The sequence below is a fragment of the Paraburkholderia yinzeri genome, from assembly GCF_046581065.1.
Lineage (GTDB): Bacteria > Pseudomonadota > Gammaproteobacteria > Burkholderiales > Burkholderiaceae > Paraburkholderia.
This window is the reverse complement of record NZ_JBFOCJ010000002.1, coordinates 1,690,395-1,709,898: the sequence shown is the minus strand read 5'-3', so window position 1 is coordinate 1,709,898 and position 19,504 is coordinate 1,690,395. Positions and strand designations below refer to the sequence as shown.

General features: G+C 65.2%; 17 protein-coding genes. 4 read left to right on the top strand and 13 right to left on the bottom strand.

Annotated elements, in window-relative coordinates; all coding sequences use genetic code 11:
- Positions 1-69: 69 nt before the first annotated feature.
- Both WJ542_RS24785 and WJ542_RS24780 read right to left on the bottom strand, forming a co-directional pair.
- A complete protein-coding gene (locus WJ542_RS24785; RefSeq protein ID WP_411192114.1) occupies positions 70-1,323 on the bottom strand; it encodes an efflux RND transporter periplasmic adaptor subunit in 1,254 nt (417 codons plus the stop codon).
- 32 nt (positions 1,324-1,355) lie between these two features.
- On the bottom strand, positions 1,356-2,207 hold the full coding sequence (locus WJ542_RS24780) for an alpha/beta hydrolase (protein ID WP_411192538.1): 852 nt from the start codon (positions 2,205-2,207) through the stop codon (positions 1,356-1,358).
- 247 nt (positions 2,208-2,454) lie between these two features.
- Here WJ542_RS24780 and WJ542_RS24775 point away from each other — a divergent pair, with 247 nt between their 5' ends.
- Both WJ542_RS24775 and WJ542_RS24770 read left to right on the top strand, forming a co-directional pair.
- Complete coding sequence (locus WJ542_RS24775; protein WP_411192113.1) at positions 2,455-3,459, top strand: LysR family transcriptional regulator; 1,005 nt, start codon at positions 2,455-2,457, stop codon at positions 3,457-3,459.
- A gap of 158 nt (positions 3,460-3,617) precedes the next feature.
- Positions 3,618-3,830: a hypothetical protein gene (locus WJ542_RS24770; RefSeq protein ID WP_411192112.1), complete on the top strand. Its 213-nt coding sequence runs from the start codon at positions 3,618-3,620 to the stop codon at positions 3,828-3,830.
- Between the two features lie 26 nt (positions 3,831-3,856).
- Here the strand turns inward: WJ542_RS24770 and WJ542_RS24765 are convergent, their stop codons facing one another.
- The 5 genes from WJ542_RS24765 to pdxR form a co-directional block, all read right to left on the bottom strand.
- Positions 3,857-4,777 (bottom strand): cation diffusion facilitator family transporter, encoded by a 921-nt coding sequence (locus tag WJ542_RS24765; protein ID WP_411192111.1) that lies wholly within the window; start codon positions 4,775-4,777, stop codon positions 3,857-3,859.
- Positions 4,774-5,847, bottom strand: a complete 1,074-nt coding sequence (gene selD, locus WJ542_RS24760; protein WP_411192110.1) for a selenide, water dikinase SelD — start codon at positions 5,845-5,847, stop codon at positions 4,774-4,776. Before selD ends, WJ542_RS24765 begins: the two co-directional genes overlap by 4 nt.
- Positions 5,848-5,911: 64 nt before the next feature.
- Positions 5,912-6,706, bottom strand: coding sequence for an alpha/beta fold hydrolase (locus WJ542_RS24755; RefSeq protein WP_411192109.1), 795 nt, complete (start codon positions 6,704-6,706; stop codon positions 5,912-5,914).
- Entirely contained in the window at positions 6,703-7,740 is a 1,038-nt protein-coding gene (locus WJ542_RS24750) for a M14 family zinc carboxypeptidase (protein ID WP_411192108.1), read from the bottom strand. The genes WJ542_RS24755 and WJ542_RS24750 overlap by 4 nt, the downstream gene beginning before the upstream one ends.
- A 196-nt stretch (positions 7,741-7,936) precedes the next feature.
- Positions 7,937-9,586, bottom strand: coding sequence for a MocR-like pyridoxine biosynthesis transcription factor PdxR (gene pdxR, locus WJ542_RS24745; RefSeq protein WP_411192107.1), 1,650 nt, complete (start codon positions 9,584-9,586; stop codon positions 7,937-7,939).
- Positions 9,587-9,743: 157 nt separating this feature from the next.
- Between pdxR and WJ542_RS24740 the strand changes: the two genes are divergently transcribed.
- Together WJ542_RS24740 and gabD are read left to right on the top strand one after the other, a co-directional pair.
- Positions 9,744-11,027: a 4-aminobutyrate--2-oxoglutarate transaminase gene (locus WJ542_RS24740; RefSeq protein ID WP_411192106.1), complete on the top strand. Its 1,284-nt coding sequence runs from the start codon at positions 9,744-9,746 to the stop codon at positions 11,025-11,027.
- Positions 11,028-11,163: 136 nt separating this feature from the next.
- Entirely contained in the window at positions 11,164-12,615 is a 1,452-nt protein-coding gene (gabD, locus tag WJ542_RS24735; RefSeq protein WP_411192105.1) for an NADP-dependent succinate-semialdehyde dehydrogenase, read from the top strand.
- Positions 12,616-12,711: 96 nt separating this feature from the next.
- Here the strand turns inward: gabD and WJ542_RS24730 are convergent, their stop codons facing one another.
- The 6 genes from WJ542_RS24730 to cyoA all read right to left on the bottom strand — a co-directional run bounded on the left by WJ542_RS24730 (position 12,712) and on the right by cyoA (position 19,019).
- On the bottom strand, positions 12,712-13,293 hold the full coding sequence (locus WJ542_RS24730; RefSeq protein ID WP_411192537.1) for a hypothetical protein: 582 nt from the start codon (positions 13,291-13,293) through the stop codon (positions 12,712-12,714).
- Between the two features lie 344 nt (positions 13,294-13,637).
- Entirely contained in the window at positions 13,638-14,840 is a 1,203-nt protein-coding gene (gene pcaF, locus WJ542_RS24725; protein WP_411192104.1) for a 3-oxoadipyl-CoA thiolase, read from the bottom strand.
- A gap of 313 nt (positions 14,841-15,153) precedes the next feature.
- Positions 15,154-15,498, bottom strand: a complete 345-nt coding sequence (cyoD, locus tag WJ542_RS24720) for a cytochrome o ubiquinol oxidase subunit IV (protein ID WP_411192103.1) — start codon at positions 15,496-15,498, stop codon at positions 15,154-15,156.
- Positions 15,499-16,110 (bottom strand): cytochrome o ubiquinol oxidase subunit III, encoded by a 612-nt coding sequence (gene cyoC, locus WJ542_RS24715; protein ID WP_411192102.1) that lies wholly within the window; start codon positions 16,108-16,110, stop codon positions 15,499-15,501.
- On the bottom strand, positions 16,110-18,119 hold the full coding sequence (cyoB, locus tag WJ542_RS24710; RefSeq protein WP_411192101.1) for a cytochrome o ubiquinol oxidase subunit I: 2,010 nt from the start codon (positions 18,117-18,119) through the stop codon (positions 16,110-16,112). Before cyoB ends, cyoC begins: the two co-directional genes overlap by 1 nt.
- 3 nt (positions 18,120-18,122) lie before the next feature.
- Positions 18,123-19,019, bottom strand: coding sequence for a ubiquinol oxidase subunit II (cyoA, locus tag WJ542_RS24705; RefSeq protein WP_411192100.1), 897 nt, complete (start codon positions 19,017-19,019; stop codon positions 18,123-18,125).
- Positions 19,020-19,504: the final 485 nt, after the last annotated feature.

Genomic DNA, 19,504 nt, shown 5'->3' with positions numbered 1-19,504 from the left:
TAGTAGCACTAAATGGCATGCGGGGACGGGCGGGCTGCGCCGGCAAGCGCGCCCCCCCGCCGCCCGGCGTCAGGAGGTCTTGTCGTGCTTCGTGCCGGCCTGCGACTGCAGGGTCTCGCCCGCCGCGGACGCGCCCTGCGGCGCGGCAGCCAGCGCATCGCCATTGGCGTCGCCGTTCATCGGCACCATGTGCGCGCTCACCACTTCGCCCGGACGCACGCGCTGCGTGCCGTTCACCACCACGCGCTCGCCCTGCTGCAAGCCGCCCGCGATTTCGCGCAGATTGCCTTGCAGGCCGCCGAGCTGCACCGGGCGGTACGTCACGTGATTGTCGCGGTCCAGCACATAGACGAACTTCTTGTCCTGGTCGGTGCCGATTGCGGCGTCGTCCACGAGCAGCGCCGGGTGCGGTGCGCTCCCGCTCACCTTCACCCGCGCGTAGAGGCCCGGCACGAGCGCACCATCGGCATTGTCGAAGCGCGCACGCACGCGGATCGTGCCCGAAGACGTGTCGAGGCGGTTGTCCACCGACTCGATCGTGCCCTGGCGCGAATAGCCGCTTTCGTTCGCGAGGCCCAGATCCACCGGCACCTTCGAACCATCCTTCATGTGGCTGATGTAGTCGAGATAGGTCTGCTCGTCGGCGTCGAATTCGGCGTAGATTGGCGAGACCGACACCAGCGTCGTGAGCGGCGGCGCGTCCGCGCCGGCCGACACCACGTTGCCCACGGTAATTTCCGCCCGCGACACGCGCCCCGCCACCGGCGCCACGACGCGCGTGTAGCCCAGGTTGATCTGTGCGGCCTCGAGCGCTGCCTGCGCGGCCTTCACGTTCGCGCTCGCCTCGCGCGCGTCGTTCTGCTTCTGGTCGTAGTCGCGTTTGGCGATCGCATTGTCGCCAATGAGCCGCTGCGCGCGCTCCCAGTCGCTCTGTGCGTAACCGCTGCGCGCCTGGGCCGCGGCCAGTTGCGCGGCGGCCTGATCGACGGCGGCCTGATACGGACGCGGATCGATCACGAAGAGCGTGTCGCCCTTCCTGACGAGCGCGCCGTCACGAAAGTCGACGGAAACGATCGTACCCGATACCTGCGGGCGGACATCGACCTTCTCCACGGCGGCGAGACGCCCGGAGTAGACCTGCCAGTCGGTGACATTGCGCTGGACCACGGCGGCAACGTCCACCTCGGGTGCGGGCGACGCTTCGGCCGCGACGGCGGAATGCACGTCGAGCCGCATGGCGACGAGGGTGCCGAGCCCCGCGACCGCGACGACGGCTAGCGCCGCCATCGCGATACGCGTACGGGAATGCGATTTCAGTGACATGTCGAGCTCCAAATTGAGTGAATCCATGTTCGTTATCGTTGTGCACCGGCTTCAAAGCAGCACTTGAAGAAACGCACCGCTTCGCCGAGCGCGGCGGGATACGCCGCGATCTGCGCGTGCGAGACGCTGGGATAGCGCACCACCTGGGTGCGCACGCCCGCGTCGATCAACCGGCTCGCGTACTTTTCCGCCTCGATGTGCAGCACGTCGTTCTGCGCCGTGACGATGAGCGTGGGCGGCAGCCCCGCGAGCCGCGACGATTCGAGCGGCGCCGCGTACGGATGCATGCGCTGCGAGGCCTCGGGCAGATAGGCCCGATAACACGCGGCGCATTCGCCCGCCGTGATGTCCGAGCCAAGACGCCGCTCGTCGCCGAGCCGCGTGAGGCTCGGGTCGAGCATCGGCGCGAACAACGCCTGTGCGACGAACCGCACGTCGCCGCGATCGCGCCCGATAAACGCGAGCACGTTCGCGATCTGACCACCCGCGTCGTGCCCCGCCGTGATCACGCGCTTCGCGTTGCCGCCAAACGCCCGGGCGCGCGTGACGATCCACAGCGCGGCGCGATGGGCATCTTCCGGCGCGGCGGGAAACGGAAACTGCGGCGCAAGCGAGTAGTCCACCGAAACCACCAGCGCGGGCAATTGCACAGCCAGGTAGCGCGCGGCTTCGTCGGCATCGTCGAGCGTGCCGCGCACAAAGCCGCCGCCGTGAAAATAGAGCAGGACCGGCAGGCCCTGTGCGCCCTCGGGACGGTACAGACGCAGGCCGATCTGCTGCGCGTAGCCTTCGATCGTCACGTCCGTCGCGAGGAGCGCACGCGTGCCGTTGGCCGTGGCAGCCGAAGCCGGCGTGGCAAACGCCGACGGCACACTGCCGTGCACGCTGTCGGCCGTGTCGTCGGACGCGACCCCCAGTGTCGGCGCAGGCTTGAAAGCATCCATGTCGAAATGGCGCAAAGCGCGATAGTGATTCGAATGGTGCGAATTGTGGGTTCGGCAGACTTTCAAATAAATGCCTATAATCCGGCAACACAATTCGGCGCACCTGAACAATCTGTCTCTTCTTTTTGCGCGCGGTGCGGTTTTGCCCGTAGCGCGCGGTGCAGCCGAACTCTTTCGGAGAGTGGCAATGGACCGCCTTCAGGCCATGCAGGTGTTCACCCGTGTCGTCGACACCAACAGCTTCACGCGCGCAGCCGAAACGCTCAACATGCCGCGCGCCTCGGTCACGACGATCATCCAGAATCTCGAAGCGTTTCTCGGTGTGCGGCTCATGCATCGCACCACGCGCCGCCTCTCGCTCACGCCGGACGGCGCCGCGTATTACGAACGCTGCGTGCGCATCATCGCCGACGTGGAGGAGACCGAACAAACGTTCCAGAACGGCAACCGCAAGCCGCACGGCAAACTGCGCATCGACATGCCCGGCTCGATCGGGCGCCTGATCGTAATCCCGGCGCTGTGCGAATTCCACACGCGCTACCCGGATATCGATCTGCAACTGGGGCTTTCCGACCGCCCCGTCGATCTGCTGCAGGAAGGCGTGGACTGCGTGGTGCGCGTGGGCGCGTTGCAGGATTCCTCGCTCGTGGCGCGGCGCATCGGCCTCTTCGAGGGCGTCTCGTGCGCGTCGCCCGACTACCTCGAACGGCACGGCATTCCGCACACGCTCGAAGACCTGGAAGGCCACCGCGCGGTGAACTACTTCTCGAGCCGCACCGGGCGCGTGATCGACTGGGCGTTCCTCGTCGAGGGCAAGGAAGTGGAGGTCAAGCTCAAGAGCATGGTGTCGGTCAACGACGCGGATGCGTACGTCACCTGCGGCGTCGAAGGCTTCGGCCTGATCCAGCCCGCGCGCTACCAGGTGCTGCCGTATCTGAAGTCGGGCGAGCTCGTGGAGGTGCTGCCCGGCTTCAAGCCGCTGCCCATGCCCATCTCGGCCGTCTACCCGCACAGCCGCCATCTGTCACCGAAAGTGCGCGTATTCGTGGACTGGATTGCCGAGGTGTTCGACCGCTGCCCGCTCCTCTCCGGCCGCGCGTCGCTCGACAAGACCTGCACCATGCGCACGCCCGAGGACCGCGAATCGGCGCCGAGTCATGAAACGCCGGTGGTTTCAGAGTGGGTCGCCTAATGCACGCAAAAAGGCGCGCGATGATTGTTCCGGATTTTCGACAATTCATTTCGCGTTTGCGCCGTTTATCGCCGCGACGCGCTTAATTACATTAGCTCCTGTCGCCGCGGGCCGGTTGTCTTCCAACCGGCTCGCGGCCCTCGCTACAGGAGCAGATCATGAAACGCACTCTCGCAACCGCCTCGGTGCTCGCGCTGGCCGCGAGCGCGCCTGCCTTCGCCGAGGGCATAGGCACGGCGGAAAGCTGGCGTACGGCGGGCATTACTCAGGATAACGAAGCGAACAGGCATGTGGTCGCGAAGACCGCGCCGTCTTCGGAACTCGACTACTGGGATACGACGACGGCTGTCTGGACGCCGTTCCGGCACTGAAGTCCAACGACCGACGCACGGCAGTCTCAGGTCCGCCGGTCGTAGCGGTCCTCGAAGTCCGGCTCGAAGAACACCCAGCGCACTTCGGGAAAGCGCGCCTGCAGATCCGCCTCGATCACGTTGATCGCTTCGACCATCGCGCGGCTTTGCGCGTAGTCGATCATCTCGGCCTGCACGGCCACGACGACGTCCTTACCCCATTGCAGGGTAATCAGGTTGATGATGCTGCGTATCTCGGGCCGGCCGCGCAGAAACGCTTCGATCTCGCGTCGTCTTTCGGGGCTCGCCGATTCGCCGACGATCATCGACTTCACCTCGCGCGCGATGAACCACGCGATGAGCATGAGCAGCACGCCCACGCCGATCGATCCGCATGCGTCCCACACCGGGTTGCCCGTAATGACGGTGAGCAGCACCGCAGCGAAGGCGATGGCGAGGCCCGCGAGCGCGGCAATGTCCTCTCCCGCCACGACGAGCAGGTCGGATTCGCGCGTCTCGCGCGCCCAGCGCCATAGCGATTTCGTGGGGGTTCCCGTCCGGATCTCGCGCAGCGCGCCGTAGAGCGAAAGCGCCTCCAGGATCACGGAAACGCCGAGCACGGCGAGCGCCACAAATACGTATTGCAACGGCTCACGTACGATCAGGCGATGGATGCCCTCGTACACGGAAAACGCGCCGCCCACGAAAAACAGCAGCAGCGCAACGAGCAGCGAATAGAAGTTGATCGCACGACCCGAGCCCATCGGGTGGAGCGGCGAAGGCGGCTTGCGCGACTGCCGCAGGCCGAAGAGCAGCAGCAACTGGTTGCCGCAGTCGGCGGTGGAGTGGATCGCCTCCGCGAACATCGAACCGGAGCCGGTAAACGCCGCCGCCACGTACTTGAAAACCGCGATACCGGCGTTCGCCGCGAGCGCATAGAAAATCGCCTTCGGCGACTCCGCACTCATACGATCTCGACGCGGGCCGGGCCCGGTTCCACGCTCATTTCGCCAATCACGCGTGCCTCGGCAAAGCCGTCCGCGTGCATGATCGCGAGCACCTCGTTCACGCAGTCGGGCGCGCACGAAATCAACAGGCCACCCGAGGTTTGCGGGTCGGTCAACAGCGCCTGCGCAACGAGCGGCAGGCTCGCGCCCAGCGTCACGCTCTCGCCGTACGACGCCCAGTTGCGGCCCGAAGCGCCCGTGAACACGCCGTCGGCAGCAAGCGCCTCGACGCCGGGCAGGAACGGCAGGTCGGCATAGCGCACGCGCGCGGTCAGTCTGGCGCCGCGCGCGATCTCCAGCGTATGGCCGAGCAGGCCGAAGCCGGTCACGTCGGTCATCGCATGAACGCCGTCGAGCGCGGCGAGCTTCGCGCCCGGCGTGTTGAGCTTCGTCGCGGCGGCGACCATGGCCTGATAGCCCGCAGCGTCGAGCCGGTCCTTCTTGAGCGCCGCGGAGAGCACACCCACGCCTAGCGGCTTGCCGAGCACGAGCCGGTCGCCCGCACGCGCCGACGCGTTGCGCTTCACACGATCCGGATGCACGACGCCAAGCGCCGCGAGGCCGTAGATGGGCTCGACCGAGTCGATCGAATGACCGCCCGCGACCGGAATGCCCGCGGCAGCGCAAACGTCCTCGCCGCCGCGTAGCACCTGGGCGATCACGTCATGCGGCAGCACGTTGATCGGCATGCCCACGAGCGCGAGCGCGAGGATCGGCTTGCCGCCCATTGCATAGACGTCCGAAAGGGCATTCGTGGCGGCGATGCGGCCGAAGTCGTAGGGATCGTCGACGATCGGCATGAAGAAGTCGGTGGTCGCGACGATGGCCTGCTCGTCGTTGAGCTTGTAGACGGCGGCGTCGTCCGCCGTCTCGGTGCCCACCAGCAGGTTCGGGAAAGCGGCCGTAAGCGGCGTGCTGCGCGCGAGCAGCGCGGAGAGCACGCCCGGCGCAATCTTGCAGCCGCAGCCGCCGCCATGCGAGAGGCTCGTGAGGCGCGGCGCCGCGCCGGTTTGGGAAGTGCTTGCGTTCATAGGCGGAAGTCGTTCGCGATAAGGCGGGATAAGGCAATTGAGTAAAGCGGAATCACGCGCCCTATTATGAGCCAACGGGTCGCGATGCGCCCACCGCGGTGCCCGGCAACCCTTTCTCCTCCAGCGCGAGCAGCGCAGCCACGAGCCATTGCGGATCGTCGTGCGGCAGATCGTGTCCTGCCCACGGATGCGCCACGTGCTGCGCGTTCCACGCGCGTGCGAGCCGTGCCGAGCACACGGGGTTCACGAGACGATCGCCGCGTGCCGACACCACGAGTACTGCGCCATGCGGCACGCCTCGCGCCGCATAGCGCGCGGCGGCCCATAACTGGCGCAGCGCGTTCGCCCGGCTAACCGGTGTGCCCGCGCGGATCGCGCGCCATGCGCCGAGATCGGCAGCATGCGTATCGCGACGTTCGCAGGTGCGCGCATGGATCAGGGCCTCGGCCGGCCCCTCGGCATCGCGCCAGTCTAGCGCCACGCGCACGAGCGACGGCCAGGCAGCCGGCCGCAGGCGCTCGTAGAAGCGGCTGTATGGCCGCATGCTCGTGTTCACGAGCACGAGCCGTTCGATTTCGCCCGGATAACGCAGCGCCCAGGCCGTCGCCACCATGCCGCCCAGCGACATTGCCAGCACGCGGTACGGCGCGCGCACGCCGTGCCGCTCGATCTCGGCACGCACCGCGTCGACGAATGCCTCCACCCGGGCGGGCGAGCGTACCTGCGCTGCTGTGCCATTGCCCGGCAGGTCGATGGGCAGCACGCCGCCCGTGGCCGCTTCGAGCATCGGCACAAACGCGCCCCAGTGGCGCGACTCGCGCGTGAGACCGCGCAGCAGGATCCAGGGGCCCGCGCTCATGCGCCCGGCTGCCGGTACCAATGCCCGATCGCGCTTTGCAGCAGTTGTTGGCGCTGCGCGCCTTCGGGCAGCCAGCACCGCGCGGAATACGCGGCGCGCGTAAGGAATTCGAACAGATTCGCATGGCGCCGCAGCACGCGCGCGGTGCGATGCTGCATGACGGGATTGAACATGCCCTGGCGCGAGAAAATCTGGCGCGGGTTCTTCTTGATCCACAGCCACGAGCCGAGTTCGAGCGTGAGCGGCAGAAATACGTTCTCCGCGGGTGCGCGATCGTAGGCACAGTCCCAGAGATCGCCATGCAGCAGATACTGGTGGCTCTGCGGTTCGAAGGCATAGCCGTGATGCGGATGCGCGCGCTCGAACATCGTCTTGAGCAGGTACATCTCGGGCAGATGGCGCATGAGCTTGCGCGTGCGCGCGTACGGGAACCAGATGCTGTCGCTCCAGCCATAGCCCGAATGGCAATCGAGCGCGAAGCTGAGCGTGCGCGACGCCAGCTCTTCGTCCACGATCTTCAGGAGCGCCGCCGCCTCCACTTCCATCGGTGCGCCGCGCTTGCCCCGATACCACGGCAGCCACGAGCCCACGCGCTGGCCGCCCGCGAGGAACGGGACGCGCTCGTCGGCGTCCTGCGGCGCGTTGCGCATCAGGTCCACGCCGTTCGGGTTCGCGCGCGTGGCGAGCCACATGCCGCCCGGATTCAGGATGGGCACCATCACGAGCCGTATCGATTCGAGCTGCTGCATGAGCAACTCGTCCCAGGCCAGCCGTCCCACGAGCGCCCGCATGTAGTCGAGCACGAGTTGCGAGCCGATCCGCTCCAGCCCATGTATGCCGCCGAAAAAGCCGATGGCGGGCGCGCAAGGATCCTTCGATCCGATGCTCGCGGCGTAGAGCTCGAACGAGCGGCCGTGCACTTCCACCTCGCCCGCGCTGCGTATCGAGAGCCAGCGGCTGCCCGCATCGAGGATCGCCTTGAGATCCTCGTACTCGGCAAAGCTGTCGGGCAGAAAGCTCAGGGCCTGGCGCATCGATGCACTCGGTGGGCAATGATGGAAGGGTTGTCGAAAGGAACAGCGGCGGCACGTACGCCGCCCACAATATAGCGCCTTGGGGACGCATTGCGCATGACAGATCCGCGGCGTCACGCGCCTGTCACATGCCGGAATTCCTTCGCATGACTACAGGCTTCGGCGATGCGCCGCGTGGGCAGACCTCAGGCAAAGCTCAGGCGAACAGCGGCAGCGTCGCGTCGATCGCTTCGCCGAGCGTGTCGAACGCCGGGGCGATCTCCTCGTCAGGCACGCACGCATAGCCGATCAGCAGACCCGACGCGGCACGCGCGCGCTCCGCGTAATAGCCCGACAAAGGCCGCACGACAATGTTGCGCGCGAGCGCCGCCTCCGCCACGGCGCGGTCGTCGCAGCCCTCGGGCAATTGCATGACCACGTGCAGGCCGGCGTCGCCGCCCATCGCGGGCAGCGCGTCGCCATAGCGGCTCGTGGCGGCGTCCAGCAGCGCCTGGCGGCGCTGCCCATAAAGCCCGCGCATCTTGCGGATATGCGACGTGAAGTGCCCTTCCGCGATGAACTCAGCCAGCACCGCCTGCTGCAGCAACTGGCCCTCGCGGTAAAGCTCCGCGCTCGCGGTCGCGAAGCTTTCCGCGAGCCCCTCCGGCGCGACCAGATACCCCACGCGCAAGCCCGGAAACAGCGTCTTGCCGAAGCTCCCCACGTAGATCACCTGCCCCGCCGTGTCGAGGCCCTGCAGCGACGCGAGCGGGCGGCTGCCGTAGCGAAACTCGCTGTCGTAGTCGTCCTCGATGATCCAGCACTGGTGCTGGCGCGCGTACTCCAGCAACATGCGGCGGCGCGCGAGGCTCATCACCATGCCGAGCGGGTACTGATGCGAGGGCGTCACGAGTATCAGCTTCGGCGGCACGGCGAAGTCCCCGGCCGACGGGTTGATGCCTTCGCCGTCCACGGCGATCGGGCGCGGGTTCAGCCCCGACACCTGCAACACGCTGCGCAGGCCCCAGTAGCAAGGGTCCTCGGTCCAGATCACGTCGCCGGAATCGGTCAGCAGGCGCACGGCCAGGTCGACCGACTGGTGAATGCCGGTCGTGATGATGATCTGCTCCGGCGCACAGCGCACCGAGCGCGCCGTGCGCAGATAGTCGGCCAGGACATGGCGCAGCAGCGCGAGCCCGCCGCCCGGCGCATAGGTGAGCAGATCGGGACGCAGGCTGCGCCAGTACTTGTTGTGCAGGCGGGTCCAGACGCGCGACGGGAAGCGCGAGACGTCGGGCACGCCCGGCATGAACGCGCCGCCCTGGCGCTTCGAGACGCCCGCGTCCGCGATCAGCCGCGCGCCGCGCGCGGACAGCGCCCGGGCCGCTTCGCGCGACGCACGCGTGACGCCCTGCGTAGCGGGCCCGGCGAAGGACGCGGCAAGGCCGGTGGAAGGCGCCGCCGTTCGCGCGGCAGCCGGCGAAACGACACCCGGCGCAGCCTGGATGAAACCGGGCAAGCCGCCCGTCATCGCACTCGCGCCCTTTATTCGATCCAACCCTACGGAACCCGGTTCATTCGCCCCGACGATCTCGTCCGGCGACGTGTCGGCCACATAGGTCCCGCGCCCGGTCGTCGAGATCACGTAGCCTTCCAGGGCGAGCTGCTCGTAGACCTGGGTAACGGTATTGCGCGCGATGCCCAGCTCCGCCGCCAGCAGCCGCGACGAGGGTACGCGCGCCCCGGCCGGCAGTTCGCGCGAAAGGATGGCCTGCTGCAGCAGCCGGTGGAGCTGCCGGTACACCGGCTGAGTGCTTCCATGGTCGAGCCGTTGGGCCAGCCAGTCGGAGAGGACACTCGCTCGCATCGAATTGGCTCCCAAGAATTTCATTGAATGGCTCTGAAACTTGGAGCCAAATGTGAGTATAGTCGCTTCATCGGCCGCCTGTTGCCCGCTTCCCGCCTCACGGCGGCCTGCATACCCACCACCGATACCCAGAAATCGTCTGCGAAGGAGATGAATCGTGAAAAACGCTGAACTGGTAAGCCGCAAGGACGCCGCCACCCCGCGCGGCGTGGGCGTGATGTGCAACTTCTACGCCGCGCGCGCCGAAAACGCCGAACTGTGGGACGTGGAAGGCCGCCGCTTCATCGACTTCGCGGCCGGCATCGCCGTGTGCAACACGGGCCACCGTCATCCGAAGATCGTTGCCGCGATCAAGGAACAGCTCGACCGCTTCACGCACACCGCCTACCAGATCGTGCCGTACGAGTCGTACGTCTCGCTGGCCGAGAAGGTCGCGAAGCGCGCGCCGGGCAACTTCGCCAAGAAGGCCGCTTTCTTCACGACCGGCGCCGAAGCCGTCGAAAACGCCGTCAAGATCGCGCGCGCCTCGACCGGCCGTCCGGGCGTGATCGCCTTCGCCGGCGGCTTCCACGGCCGCACGATGATGGGCATGGCGCTTACGGGCAAGGTCGCGCCGTACAAGCTGAACTTCGGGCCGTTCCCGGCGGACGTCTATCACGCTCCGTACCCCAACTCGGTCCACGGCATCACGACCGCCGACTCGCTGAAGGCCATTGAAACGCTGTTCAAGGCCGACATCGATCCGAAGCGCGTTGCCGCGATCATCTTCGAACCGGTCCAGGGCGAAGGCGGTTTCTACCAGGCACCCGCCGACTTCGTGCGCGGCCTGCGCCAGATCTGCGACACGCACGGCATCCTGCTGATCGCCGACGAAGTGCAGACGGGCTTTGCGCGCACCGGCAAGCTGTTCGCGATGGAGCACTACGACGTCACGCCGGACCTCATGACGATCGCCAAGAGCCTGGCCGGCGGCATGCCGCTGTCGGGCGTGGTCGGCCGCGCCGAAGTCATGGACGCGGCGGCGCCGGGCGGCCTCGGCGGCACGTACGCGGGCAACCCGCTGGCCGTCGCGTCGGCGCACGCGGTGCTCGACATCATCGACGAAGAAAAGCTCTGCGAGCGCGCCACGAAGCTGGGCGACAAGCTCAAGGCCAGGCTCGACGCGATGAAGGGGGAAGTGCCGCAGATCGCCGACGTGCGCGGCCCGGGCGCGATGAACGCCGTCGAGTTCTGCAAGCCGGGTTCGAACGAGCCGGACGCCGACTTCACGAAGCGCGTGCAGACGGCGGCGCTCGAACGCGGCCTGCTGCTGCTCGTGTGCGGCGTGTACTCGAACGTCGTGCGCTTCCTGTTCCCGCTGACGATCCAGGACAACGTCTTCGACGAAGCGCTCGCGATCCTCGAAGAGTCGGTCAAGGAAGCCGTGGGCGTCGCCGCCTGAGCACGTCGAACGGAAACCTCGCTGAAGGAAACGGACGGTACACCGGCGCGCGCCGCTGTGCCGTCCACCGTTTTGGCCACACGCACATCGTTCGCATGGCTGATCAAATAAATCGCAAGCTGTCGGGAGTTCAACCATGAACCTGAAAGACGCATCGCTGCTGCAAAACAAGGCCTTCCTCGCCGGCGAATGGCAAGGGGCCGAAGACGGCGCCACATTCGACGTGACGAATCCCGCCACCGGCGCGCTGATCGGCACGGTGCCGAAGATGGGCGCAGCCGAAACGCGCCGCGCCATCGCGGCCGCCAACGCCGCCTGGCCCGCCTGGCGCGCGAAGACCGCGAAGGAGCGCGCCACGATCCTGCGCAAGTGGCACGATCTGATGCTCGAACACGCGGACGACCTCGCGCTGATCCTCACCACCGAACAGGGCAAGCCGCTCGCGGAAGCGAAGGGCGAAATCGGCTACGCCGCCTCCTTCCTCGAATGGTTCGCCGAAGAAGGCAAGCGCATCTATGGCGACACGATTCCGACAGTCGCGAGCGACCGCCGCATCGTCGTCACGAAGGAGCCGGTGGGCGTCTGCGCCGCGATCACGCCATGGAACTTCCCGGCCGCGATGATCACGCGCAAGGTAGGCCCGGCGCTCGCAGCGGGCTGCCCGATCGTCGTGAAGCCGGCCGAAGCGACGCCGTTCTCGGCACTGGCGATGGCCGTGCTCGCGCAGCGCGCGGGCGTGCCCGCCGGCGTGTTCAGCGTCGTGACCGGCGACCCGAAGGCCATCGGCGGCGAAATGACCAGCAATGCCACCGTGCGCAAGCTCTCGTTCACGGGCTCGACGCCCGTTGGCCGCCTGCTGATGGGCCAGTGCGCGCCGACCGTCAAGAAGGTTTCGCTCGAACTGGGCGGCAACGCGCCGTTCATCGTGTTCGAAGATGCCGATCTCGACGCGGCCGTCGCGGGCGCCATCGCCTCGAAGTACCGTAACAGCGGCCAGACCTGCGTCTGCACGAACCGCTTCTACGTGCACGACAAGGTGTACGACGCGTTCGCCGCGAAGCTGCGCGACGCCGTCGAGCAATTGAAGGTCGGCCTCGGCACCGAGCCGGGCGTGACGCAAGGCCCGCTCATCAACGAAGCGGCCGTGCTGAAGGTGGAATCGCACATCGAAGACGCGCTCGCGAAAGGCGCCCAGATCGCGACGGGCGGCAAGCGCCACGCGCTCGGCCACGGCTTCTTCGAGCCGACCGTTCTCACGGGCGTGACGCCTGCCATGAAGGTCGCGCGCGACGAAACGTTCGGCCCGCTCGCCCCGCTGTTCCGCTTCTCGTCGGACGAGGAAGTCATCAGGATGGCGAATGATACCGAGTTCGGTCTCGCCGCGTACTTCTATAGCCGCGACATCGGCCGCGTATGGCGTGTGGCCGAGGCGCTCGAATACGGCATGGTGGGTATCAACACCGGCCTGATCTCGAACGAAGTCGCGCCGTTCGGCGGCGTGAAGCAATCGGGCCTCGGCCGCGAAGGCTCGCACTATGGCGTGGACGACTATGTCGTCGTGAAGTACATGTGCATGGGCGGTCTGTAAAGCGCAACGGGCGCCCGCCTCTCATGAAAAAACGCCGGGGTGCAGCGAATCGATCGCTGCACCCCGGCGTTGTTGTTTGTCGCGCGGAAAACGCGCTTATTGCGTCGCGCCGACCGGCGTAACCTGCGTCGCGTAAGCGGACACGAACACGGCGTGGATCGTGTCGCCAACCTTCAGCGACTTGAGGTCGATATCGGGCGTAGCGTCGAGCGTCACCGTCTGGTAGGCGCCGCGCAGCGTCACCTTGCGCTTCTTCAGATCGATGTGCTGAACCGTGGCCTGCACCTCGACCTGGCGCGCCGCGCTGTAGCCCGACGACGCCGGGAGATAAACGCTCGTATCGACGCGTTTGCGAATACCCTTGTCCTTGCCGGTGACCTTGTCGGCCGTAACGAGCAGTGCGTTCTTGTAGAGCACGTCAACGGTATCGCCGACATTCAGTTGATCGAAGTTTCCGACCTGCGGCCCGATCCCGATATCCACTTCGTTGCCGCGCGGACCGCGCAACGTCACCACGCGTGCCGTGCGGTCGATGCCGACGATCTGCGCCTGCACATGAACCGGCTCGGCATTGGCGACCACGGCCTGCGCAGCGCTCGCGAGCGCGTCCTGCGCGATGGCGGGTTGCACGGCCGCGATGCCAAGAATCAAGGCTGCGCCCCAGCTTGCTGCTTTCATCATCCGCGTTCTCCTTATCAAGGTAGCCTGGAATGCTGTTGCAATCGACGGTGCAGCGGGTGTGCACCGAAGTGCGGACGATTCTACGCGAGCGTTCAAAAAAAACCGATGGTTAGTGGGCCGGAATACTTTCACGTTATCCACCATGAATCAAAGTAAGTGAATGCCGCGCATCCGGCATTCACAAATTCGATACGAATTTGGCCATTGTTTTGGCTCTCGAAATACTCGGCGACTGCCTCAGTCGCAGCCCGTTCACATGCTGGAAACAAAAACGCCGCGAATCGTTCGGTTCGCGGCGTCTGTCAGCCTGGCCTCACGGGATCAGGCGAGCGGGGCAACCCTCAGAGTCGTTCGATCGCCATGGCGATACCCTGCCCCACGCCGATACACATCGTGCACAGCGCATAGCGGCCCTTCGTGCGCTCAAGCTGATACAGCGCCGTCGTCACGAGGCGTGCACCGCTCATGCCGAGCGGGTGACCGAGCGCGATCGCGCCGCCGTTGGGATTCACGCGAGGATCGTCGTCGGCTACGCCAAGCATGCGCAGCACGGCCAGACCCTGCGACGCGAATGCCTCGTTCAGTTCGATCACGTCGAACTGGTCGATCGTCATGTTCAGGCGCGCGAGCAATTTTTGCGTCGCGGGCGCCGGGCCGATGCCCATCACGCGCGGCGCAACGCCCGCCGTGGCGATACCCAGTACGCGCGCGCGCGGCGTCAAGCCGTAGCGCTTCGCGTTCTCTTCGTTGGCGAGCAGCAGCGCACAGGCGCCGTCGTTGACGCCCGAGGCATTGCCCGCCGTCACCGAGCCGTCCGGACGCACCACGCCCTTGAGTTTCGCAAGCGCTTCGAGACTCGTTTCACGCGGATGCTCGTCGCGCGAAACGACGACCGGATCGCCCTTCTTCTGCGCGATGGTGACCGCGACGATTTCCTGCGCGAGCGTGCCGTCGGCCTGGGCGCGCGCCGCCTTCTGCTGGCTGCGCACAGCAAAGGCATCCTGGTCCGCGCGGCTCACGTTGTAGTCGACCGCGACGTTTTCCGCCGTTTCGGGCATCGAGTCGACACCGTACAGTTGTTTCATCAGCGGATTCACGAAGCGCCAGCCAATCGTCGTATCGTAGATCGCGGCGTCGCGCGAAAAAGCGCTCGCGGCCTTGCCCATGACGAAGGGCGCACGGCTCATGCTCTCGACGCCGCCCGCCACCATCAGCCCGGTCTCGCCCGACTTGATCGCGCGCGCGGCAATACCGACGGCGTCCATCCCCGAACCGCACAGGCGGTTGACGGTCGACCCCGGCACGGCCTGCGGCAGCCCCGCGAGCAGCAGCGACATGCGCGCCACATTGCGGTTGTCGTCGCCGGCCTGATTGGCGCAGCCGTAGATCACGTCGTCGATCGCCGACCAGTCGACTTCCTTGTTACGCTCCATCAGGGCCTTGAGCGGCACGGCGCCGAGGTCGTCGGCACGAACCGGCGCGAGAGCGCCGGCATAGCGCCCGATGGGGGTGCGAATCGCGTCGCACAGAAAAGCTTCCGTCATGAACGTCTCCTGTCGATGGAACCTGGCGTGCCGACCAGCGTTAGCGCTCGGGCCCATCCTATGCAAACCAGCGTGACGGACTGCGCGGACGAAACCCAACCCTCGAGCGCGCCGGTCCAGATGCGTCTTGTTCGATATATGAACTCATGGTCGTGTATCGAACAATTGCCCTGCATGATAGGCGGCGTGCGCAAACGGTGTCAAGCGCATGGCTTCGCACCGAAAACGAAACGGCCGCACAGACTGAGAGTCTATGCGGCCGTTCGATACCCCGGCAAGCCACGAACTACCGTGCCCCCCGAAAGGGGCGGGATCAGCGCGACATCATATTCATGCCGACGTTATGCATCACCCAGATCGTGCCGAAAATGAGAAAGGCGGCGGCAAGCACCGTATAGGCGAGCGACAGGACGTTCCAGCCCTGCCCCGCCGACGCGTTCAGGTGCAGGAAGAACACGAGGTGGACGACCACCTGCACGAACGCCAGCACCGCGAGCACGACGATCGCCGTAGCGGGATCGAGCGAACCGTGCATCACGATGCCGAACGCACCCGCCGTGAGAATCACGGAAAGAACGAAGCCTGCAAGATAGCTGCCGAATGTGCCATGAGCGGTGCCATGAGCACCACCCTCAGCGACCGAGGAAGAATGAGCCATTTAGAGCACGCTCCCGAGATAGACAAAGGTAAACACGCAAATCCAGACGACGTCAAGGAAGTGCCAGAAGAGGCTCAGGCAGGTCAGCCCGCGAATTTCCTTTTCGCCGAGTTCCGGCTTGCGAAGCACGTGGATCATCATCACGATCATCCAGACGAGGCCGAAGAACACGTGCAGGCCGTGGGTGCTGACCAGCGTGAAGAACGAGGACAGGAACGCGCTGCGCTGCGGGCCGGCACCCTCTCCGATCAGGTGCGAGAACTCGCGCAGTTCGAACACGAGGAAGGTCACGCCCAGTACGAACGTGACGGCGAGCCAGCCGAGCACGACACCGCGCTTGCCCTGGTGGGCGCCCAGCATCGCGAAGCCGTATGTGATGCTGGAAAGCAGCAGCACCGCCGTTTCGATCGCAACACCGGGGATATCGAACAGATCCTTGCCCGTGGGACCGCCCGCGTACTGGTGCCCCAGCACGCCGAAGGTGGCGAACAGCGCCGCGAACAGCACGCAGTCCGTCATCAGGTACGCCCAAAACCCGAATACCGAGTTCGAAGGCGGATGATCGTGATGATCGAGTTCGGCAAGAGTTGCCGCGTTGGTTTTCTGTAACATCAGTAAGCCTCCTCAGCAACCATTTCGCGACGATTCGCAGAGGCAACGGCGCCATGGCGTCGCTCTTCGATCTCGCGGACCTTTGCCGCCGGAATGTAGTAGCCGTCGTTATCGCCGAAGCTGCGAATGGCAATGGTCAGCACAACCGCCGCGAACGCGAGCACGCCGAGCCACGTGATGTGCCACACGCCGGCAAAACCGAGCACGAGGCTGAATACACCGACGAAAAAGCCCGCCGGCGTGTTGGACGGCATATGGATATCGCTGTATTTGTCCGCAAGACCGAGGCCCTGGCCCGATTCCTTCATGTGCGCGAAGGCATCGATATCGCCGACCTGCGGAATGACCGCGAAGTTGTAGACCGGCGGCGGCGACGAAGTCGACCACTCCAGCGTGCGGCCGTCCCACGGGTCGCCCGTAACGTCCTGCCATTCGGCCTTGTTGCGGTTCACGAACGCCATCACCCACTGCAGCACCTGGAACACCACGCCGAGCGCGATGATCGCGGCGCCGATCGCGGCCACGATCAGCCACGACTGCCAGTCGGGGTTGTCGTAGTGGTTGGTCCGGCGCGTCATACCCATGAAGCCGAGCACGTAGATCGGCACGAACGCCACGTAGAAACCGACGAACCAGCACCAGAACGACGCCTTGCCGAGCTTTTCGCTGGGCTTGATGCCGAACACTTTCGGGAACCAGTAGTGCACGCCCGCGAGGTAGCCGAACACCACGCCGCCGATGATCGCGTTGTGGAAGTGCGCGACGAGGAAGAGCGAGTTGTGAAGCACGAAGTCCGCGCCCGGAATCGCCATCATCACGCCCGTCATGCCACCGATCGAGAACGTCACCATGAAGCCGATCGTCCAGAGCACCGGCGCCGTGAAATGCACGCGGCCGCGATACATCGTGAACAGCCAGTTGAAGATCTTCACGCCCGTAGGGATCGCGATGACCATGGTCATGATGCCGAAGAACGCGTTGACGTCGGCACCCGATCCCATCGTGAAGAAGTGGTGGGCCCAGACGAGGAACGCGAGAATCATGATCGCGCACGTGGCATAGACCATCGTCTTGTAGCCGAACAGCGGCTTCTTCGAGAAGGTGGCCATGACTTCCGAATAGATGCCGAACGCGGGCAGCACGAGGATATACACCTCGGGGTGGCCCCAGGCCCAGATCAGGTTCAGATACAGCATCGGGTTGCCGCCGGCATCGTTCGAGAAGAAGTGCATGCCGAGATAGCGGTCGAGGCCGAGCAGCGCCACCGCGATGGCGAGGATCGGGAACGTGGCCATGATGAGCACGTTCGAGCAGAGCGCCGTCCACGTGAACACCGGCATCTTCATGAGACTCATGCCCGGCGCGCGCATCTTGATGATCGTGACGAAGAAGTTGACGCCCGTGATCAGCGTGCCCACGCCCGAAAGCTGCAGCGCCCAGATGTAGTAGTCCACCCCCACGCCCGGACTATATTGCAGCTCCGAGAGCGGCGGATAGGCGAGCCAGCCCACCTGTGCGAACTCGCCGATCACGAGCGACAGGTTGATCAGGATCGCGCTGATCGCCGTCATCCAGAACGAAAGCGAGTTCAGGAACGGAAACGCCACGTCGCGCGCGCCGATCTGCAGCGGCACGACGAGGTTGAAGAGGCCGACCATGAGCGCCATCGCCATGAAGAAGATCATGATGACGCCGTGCGCCGTGAAGATCTGGTCGTAGTGATGCGGCGGCAGGTAGCCCGGCCCGTTGAAGGCGATAGCCTGCTGGATACGCATCATCACGGCGTCGGCGAAGCCGCGCACGAGCATGAGCACGGCCACGACGATGTACATCACGCCAATGCGCTTGTGGTCGACGCTCGTGAGCCACTCGCTCCAGAGGTACTTCCACTTCCCTGTCACGGTCACGAGACCGAGCACCGCGACGACGATCAGCGCCATGAACGCCGCGGCGCCCATGATGATCGGCTGATCGAACGGAATCGCGTCTAATGTGAGTTTGCCGAACATGCGTTACCCCTTAGTACCGCAGGCAGCGTCACTGAAGTCCGTGACGTGGCCGTTGTTGTACTTCGCAATGATGTTGTTGAAGAGCTTCGGGTCGACCGTCGAGAAGTACTGCACGGGCACCTTCTCGCTGGGCTGCGCGACCGTGGCGTACTGGTCCATGCCGAGCGAGCCGGCCGACGCCTTGACCTTTTTGACCCACGCGTCGAAGTCGCCCTGGCTCGTGGCGAGCGTGCGGAACTTCATGTCCGAGAAGCCGCGGCCGCTGTAGTTCGACGAAAGGCCCTCGAAGTTGCCGGGCTGGTCGGCGATCAGGTGCAGGTGTGTCTGCATGCCCGCCATCGCGTACACCTGAGTGCCCAGTTGCGGGATGAAGAACGAGTTCATCACCGAATCCGACGTGATGCGGAAATTGACCGGCGTGCCCACCGGCACGGCCAGCTGGTTCACCGTGGCGATGCCGAGGTCCGGATAGATGAAGAGCCACTTCCAGTCGAGCGCCACGACTTCGACGTTGATGGGCTTCACGTTCGACTCGAGCGGCTTATAGGGATCGAGCTCGTGCGAAGTCCGCCAGGTGAGGATGCCGAGGAAGAGGATGATCACGGCGGGAATGGCCCAGACCACGACCTCGATGGCTGTGGAGTGCGCCCACTTCGGCGCATAAACGGCATGGCGGTTCGACGCCCGGTAGCGCCATGCGAACAGCAGCGTGAGGATGATCACGGGCACCACCACCAGCAGCATGGCGCCGGTAGCCGTGGCGATGAGCGATTTTTCGGCCACCCCCACGCTGCCCTTGGGATCGAGCAGCGGGAAATTGCCGCTGCACCCCGAAAGCATTGCGGCCAGCCCACTGCCGAGGGGGATGAGCCACCTTTTGAAGGCCTGTCTGTCTGTCATGTTTGCCCGTCTTTCCGTTAAACGATCTTTGGACGCTTTAACGCATTTACATCGCAAGAAATCGCGAGAAATGCACCCGTATCGTGCTCGGCAAAATTCTACGGAAAGATATTCGGATCTAATTTGATCTCGATTCGCTAAATCTCGCTCAAACTGGCGCGACGGAAGGACGCATCATGCTTTCTAAAATCTTTCACCTCGGCCATGAAAACGCGCTGCGGCGCCTCCCAGCCGGCCAGCGAGGCTCGCGCAAAAGCGTCGACCCACCCTGTTATTCATGACTCGCCGTTTCTCGGCACGCTATTAATTCGAATCGACATTCGCCGCCAAGCGGAAGCATATTTATAAAATCAGGCCAATATTCGCGCACACACCCCTGGACCTAAAGCAAGTTAGATGCAGAATAAAAAATAAAGAGATAAATGATTGACAAAAATCAATGGCGGTTGCGCGCTCTCGCCAATGCCGGCACCTCCGCGCGCAGC

Excerpts from the sequence above, each read along its gene's own strand:
- cyoD (WP_411192103.1), bottom strand. The coding sequence starts at position 15,498 with ATGGCTCATTCTTCCTCGGTCGCTGAGGGTGGTGCTCATGGCACCGCT.
- WJ542_RS24765 (WP_411192111.1), bottom strand. The coding sequence starts at position 4,777 with ATGAGTGCGGAGTCGCCGAAGGCGATTTTCTATGCGCTCGCGGCGAAC.
- cyoC (WP_411192102.1), bottom strand. The coding sequence starts at position 16,110 with ATGTTACAGAAAACCAACGCGGCAACTCTTGCCGAACTCGATCATCAC.
- pcaF (WP_411192104.1), bottom strand. The coding sequence starts at position 14,840 with ATGACGGAAGCTTTTCTGTGCGACGCGATTCGCACCCCCATCGGGCGC.
- pdxR (WP_411192107.1), bottom strand. The coding sequence starts at position 9,586 with ATGCGAGCGAGTGTCCTCTCCGACTGGCTGGCCCAACGGCTCGACCAT.
- WJ542_RS24785 (WP_411192114.1), bottom strand. The coding sequence starts at position 1,323 with ATGTCACTGAAATCGCATTCCCGTACGCGTATCGCGATGGCGGCGCTA.
- WJ542_RS24730 (WP_411192537.1), bottom strand. The coding sequence starts at position 13,293 with ATGAAAGCAGCAAGCTGGGGCGCAGCCTTGATTCTTGGCATCGCGGCC.
- WJ542_RS24775 (WP_411192113.1), top strand. The coding sequence starts at position 2,455 with ATGGACCGCCTTCAGGCCATGCAGGTGTTCACCCGTGTCGTCGACACC.
- cyoB (WP_411192101.1), bottom strand. The coding sequence starts at position 18,119 with ATGTTCGGCAAACTCACATTAGACGCGATTCCGTTCGATCAGCCGATC.
- WJ542_RS24755 (WP_411192109.1), bottom strand. The coding sequence starts at position 6,706 with ATGAGCGCGGGCCCCTGGATCCTGCTGCGCGGTCTCACGCGCGAGTCG.
- WJ542_RS24770 (WP_411192112.1), top strand. The coding sequence starts at position 3,618 with ATGAAACGCACTCTCGCAACCGCCTCGGTGCTCGCGCTGGCCGCGAGC.
- WJ542_RS24750 (WP_411192108.1), bottom strand. The coding sequence starts at position 7,740 with ATGCGCCAGGCCCTGAGCTTTCTGCCCGACAGCTTTGCCGAGTACGAG.
- cyoA (WP_411192100.1), bottom strand. The coding sequence starts at position 19,019 with ATGACAGACAGACAGGCCTTCAAAAGGTGGCTCATCCCCCTCGGCAGT.
- selD (WP_411192110.1), bottom strand. The coding sequence starts at position 5,847 with ATGAACGCAAGCACTTCCCAAACCGGCGCGGCGCCGCGCCTCACGAGC.
- gabD (WP_411192105.1), top strand. The coding sequence starts at position 11,164 with ATGAACCTGAAAGACGCATCGCTGCTGCAAAACAAGGCCTTCCTCGCC.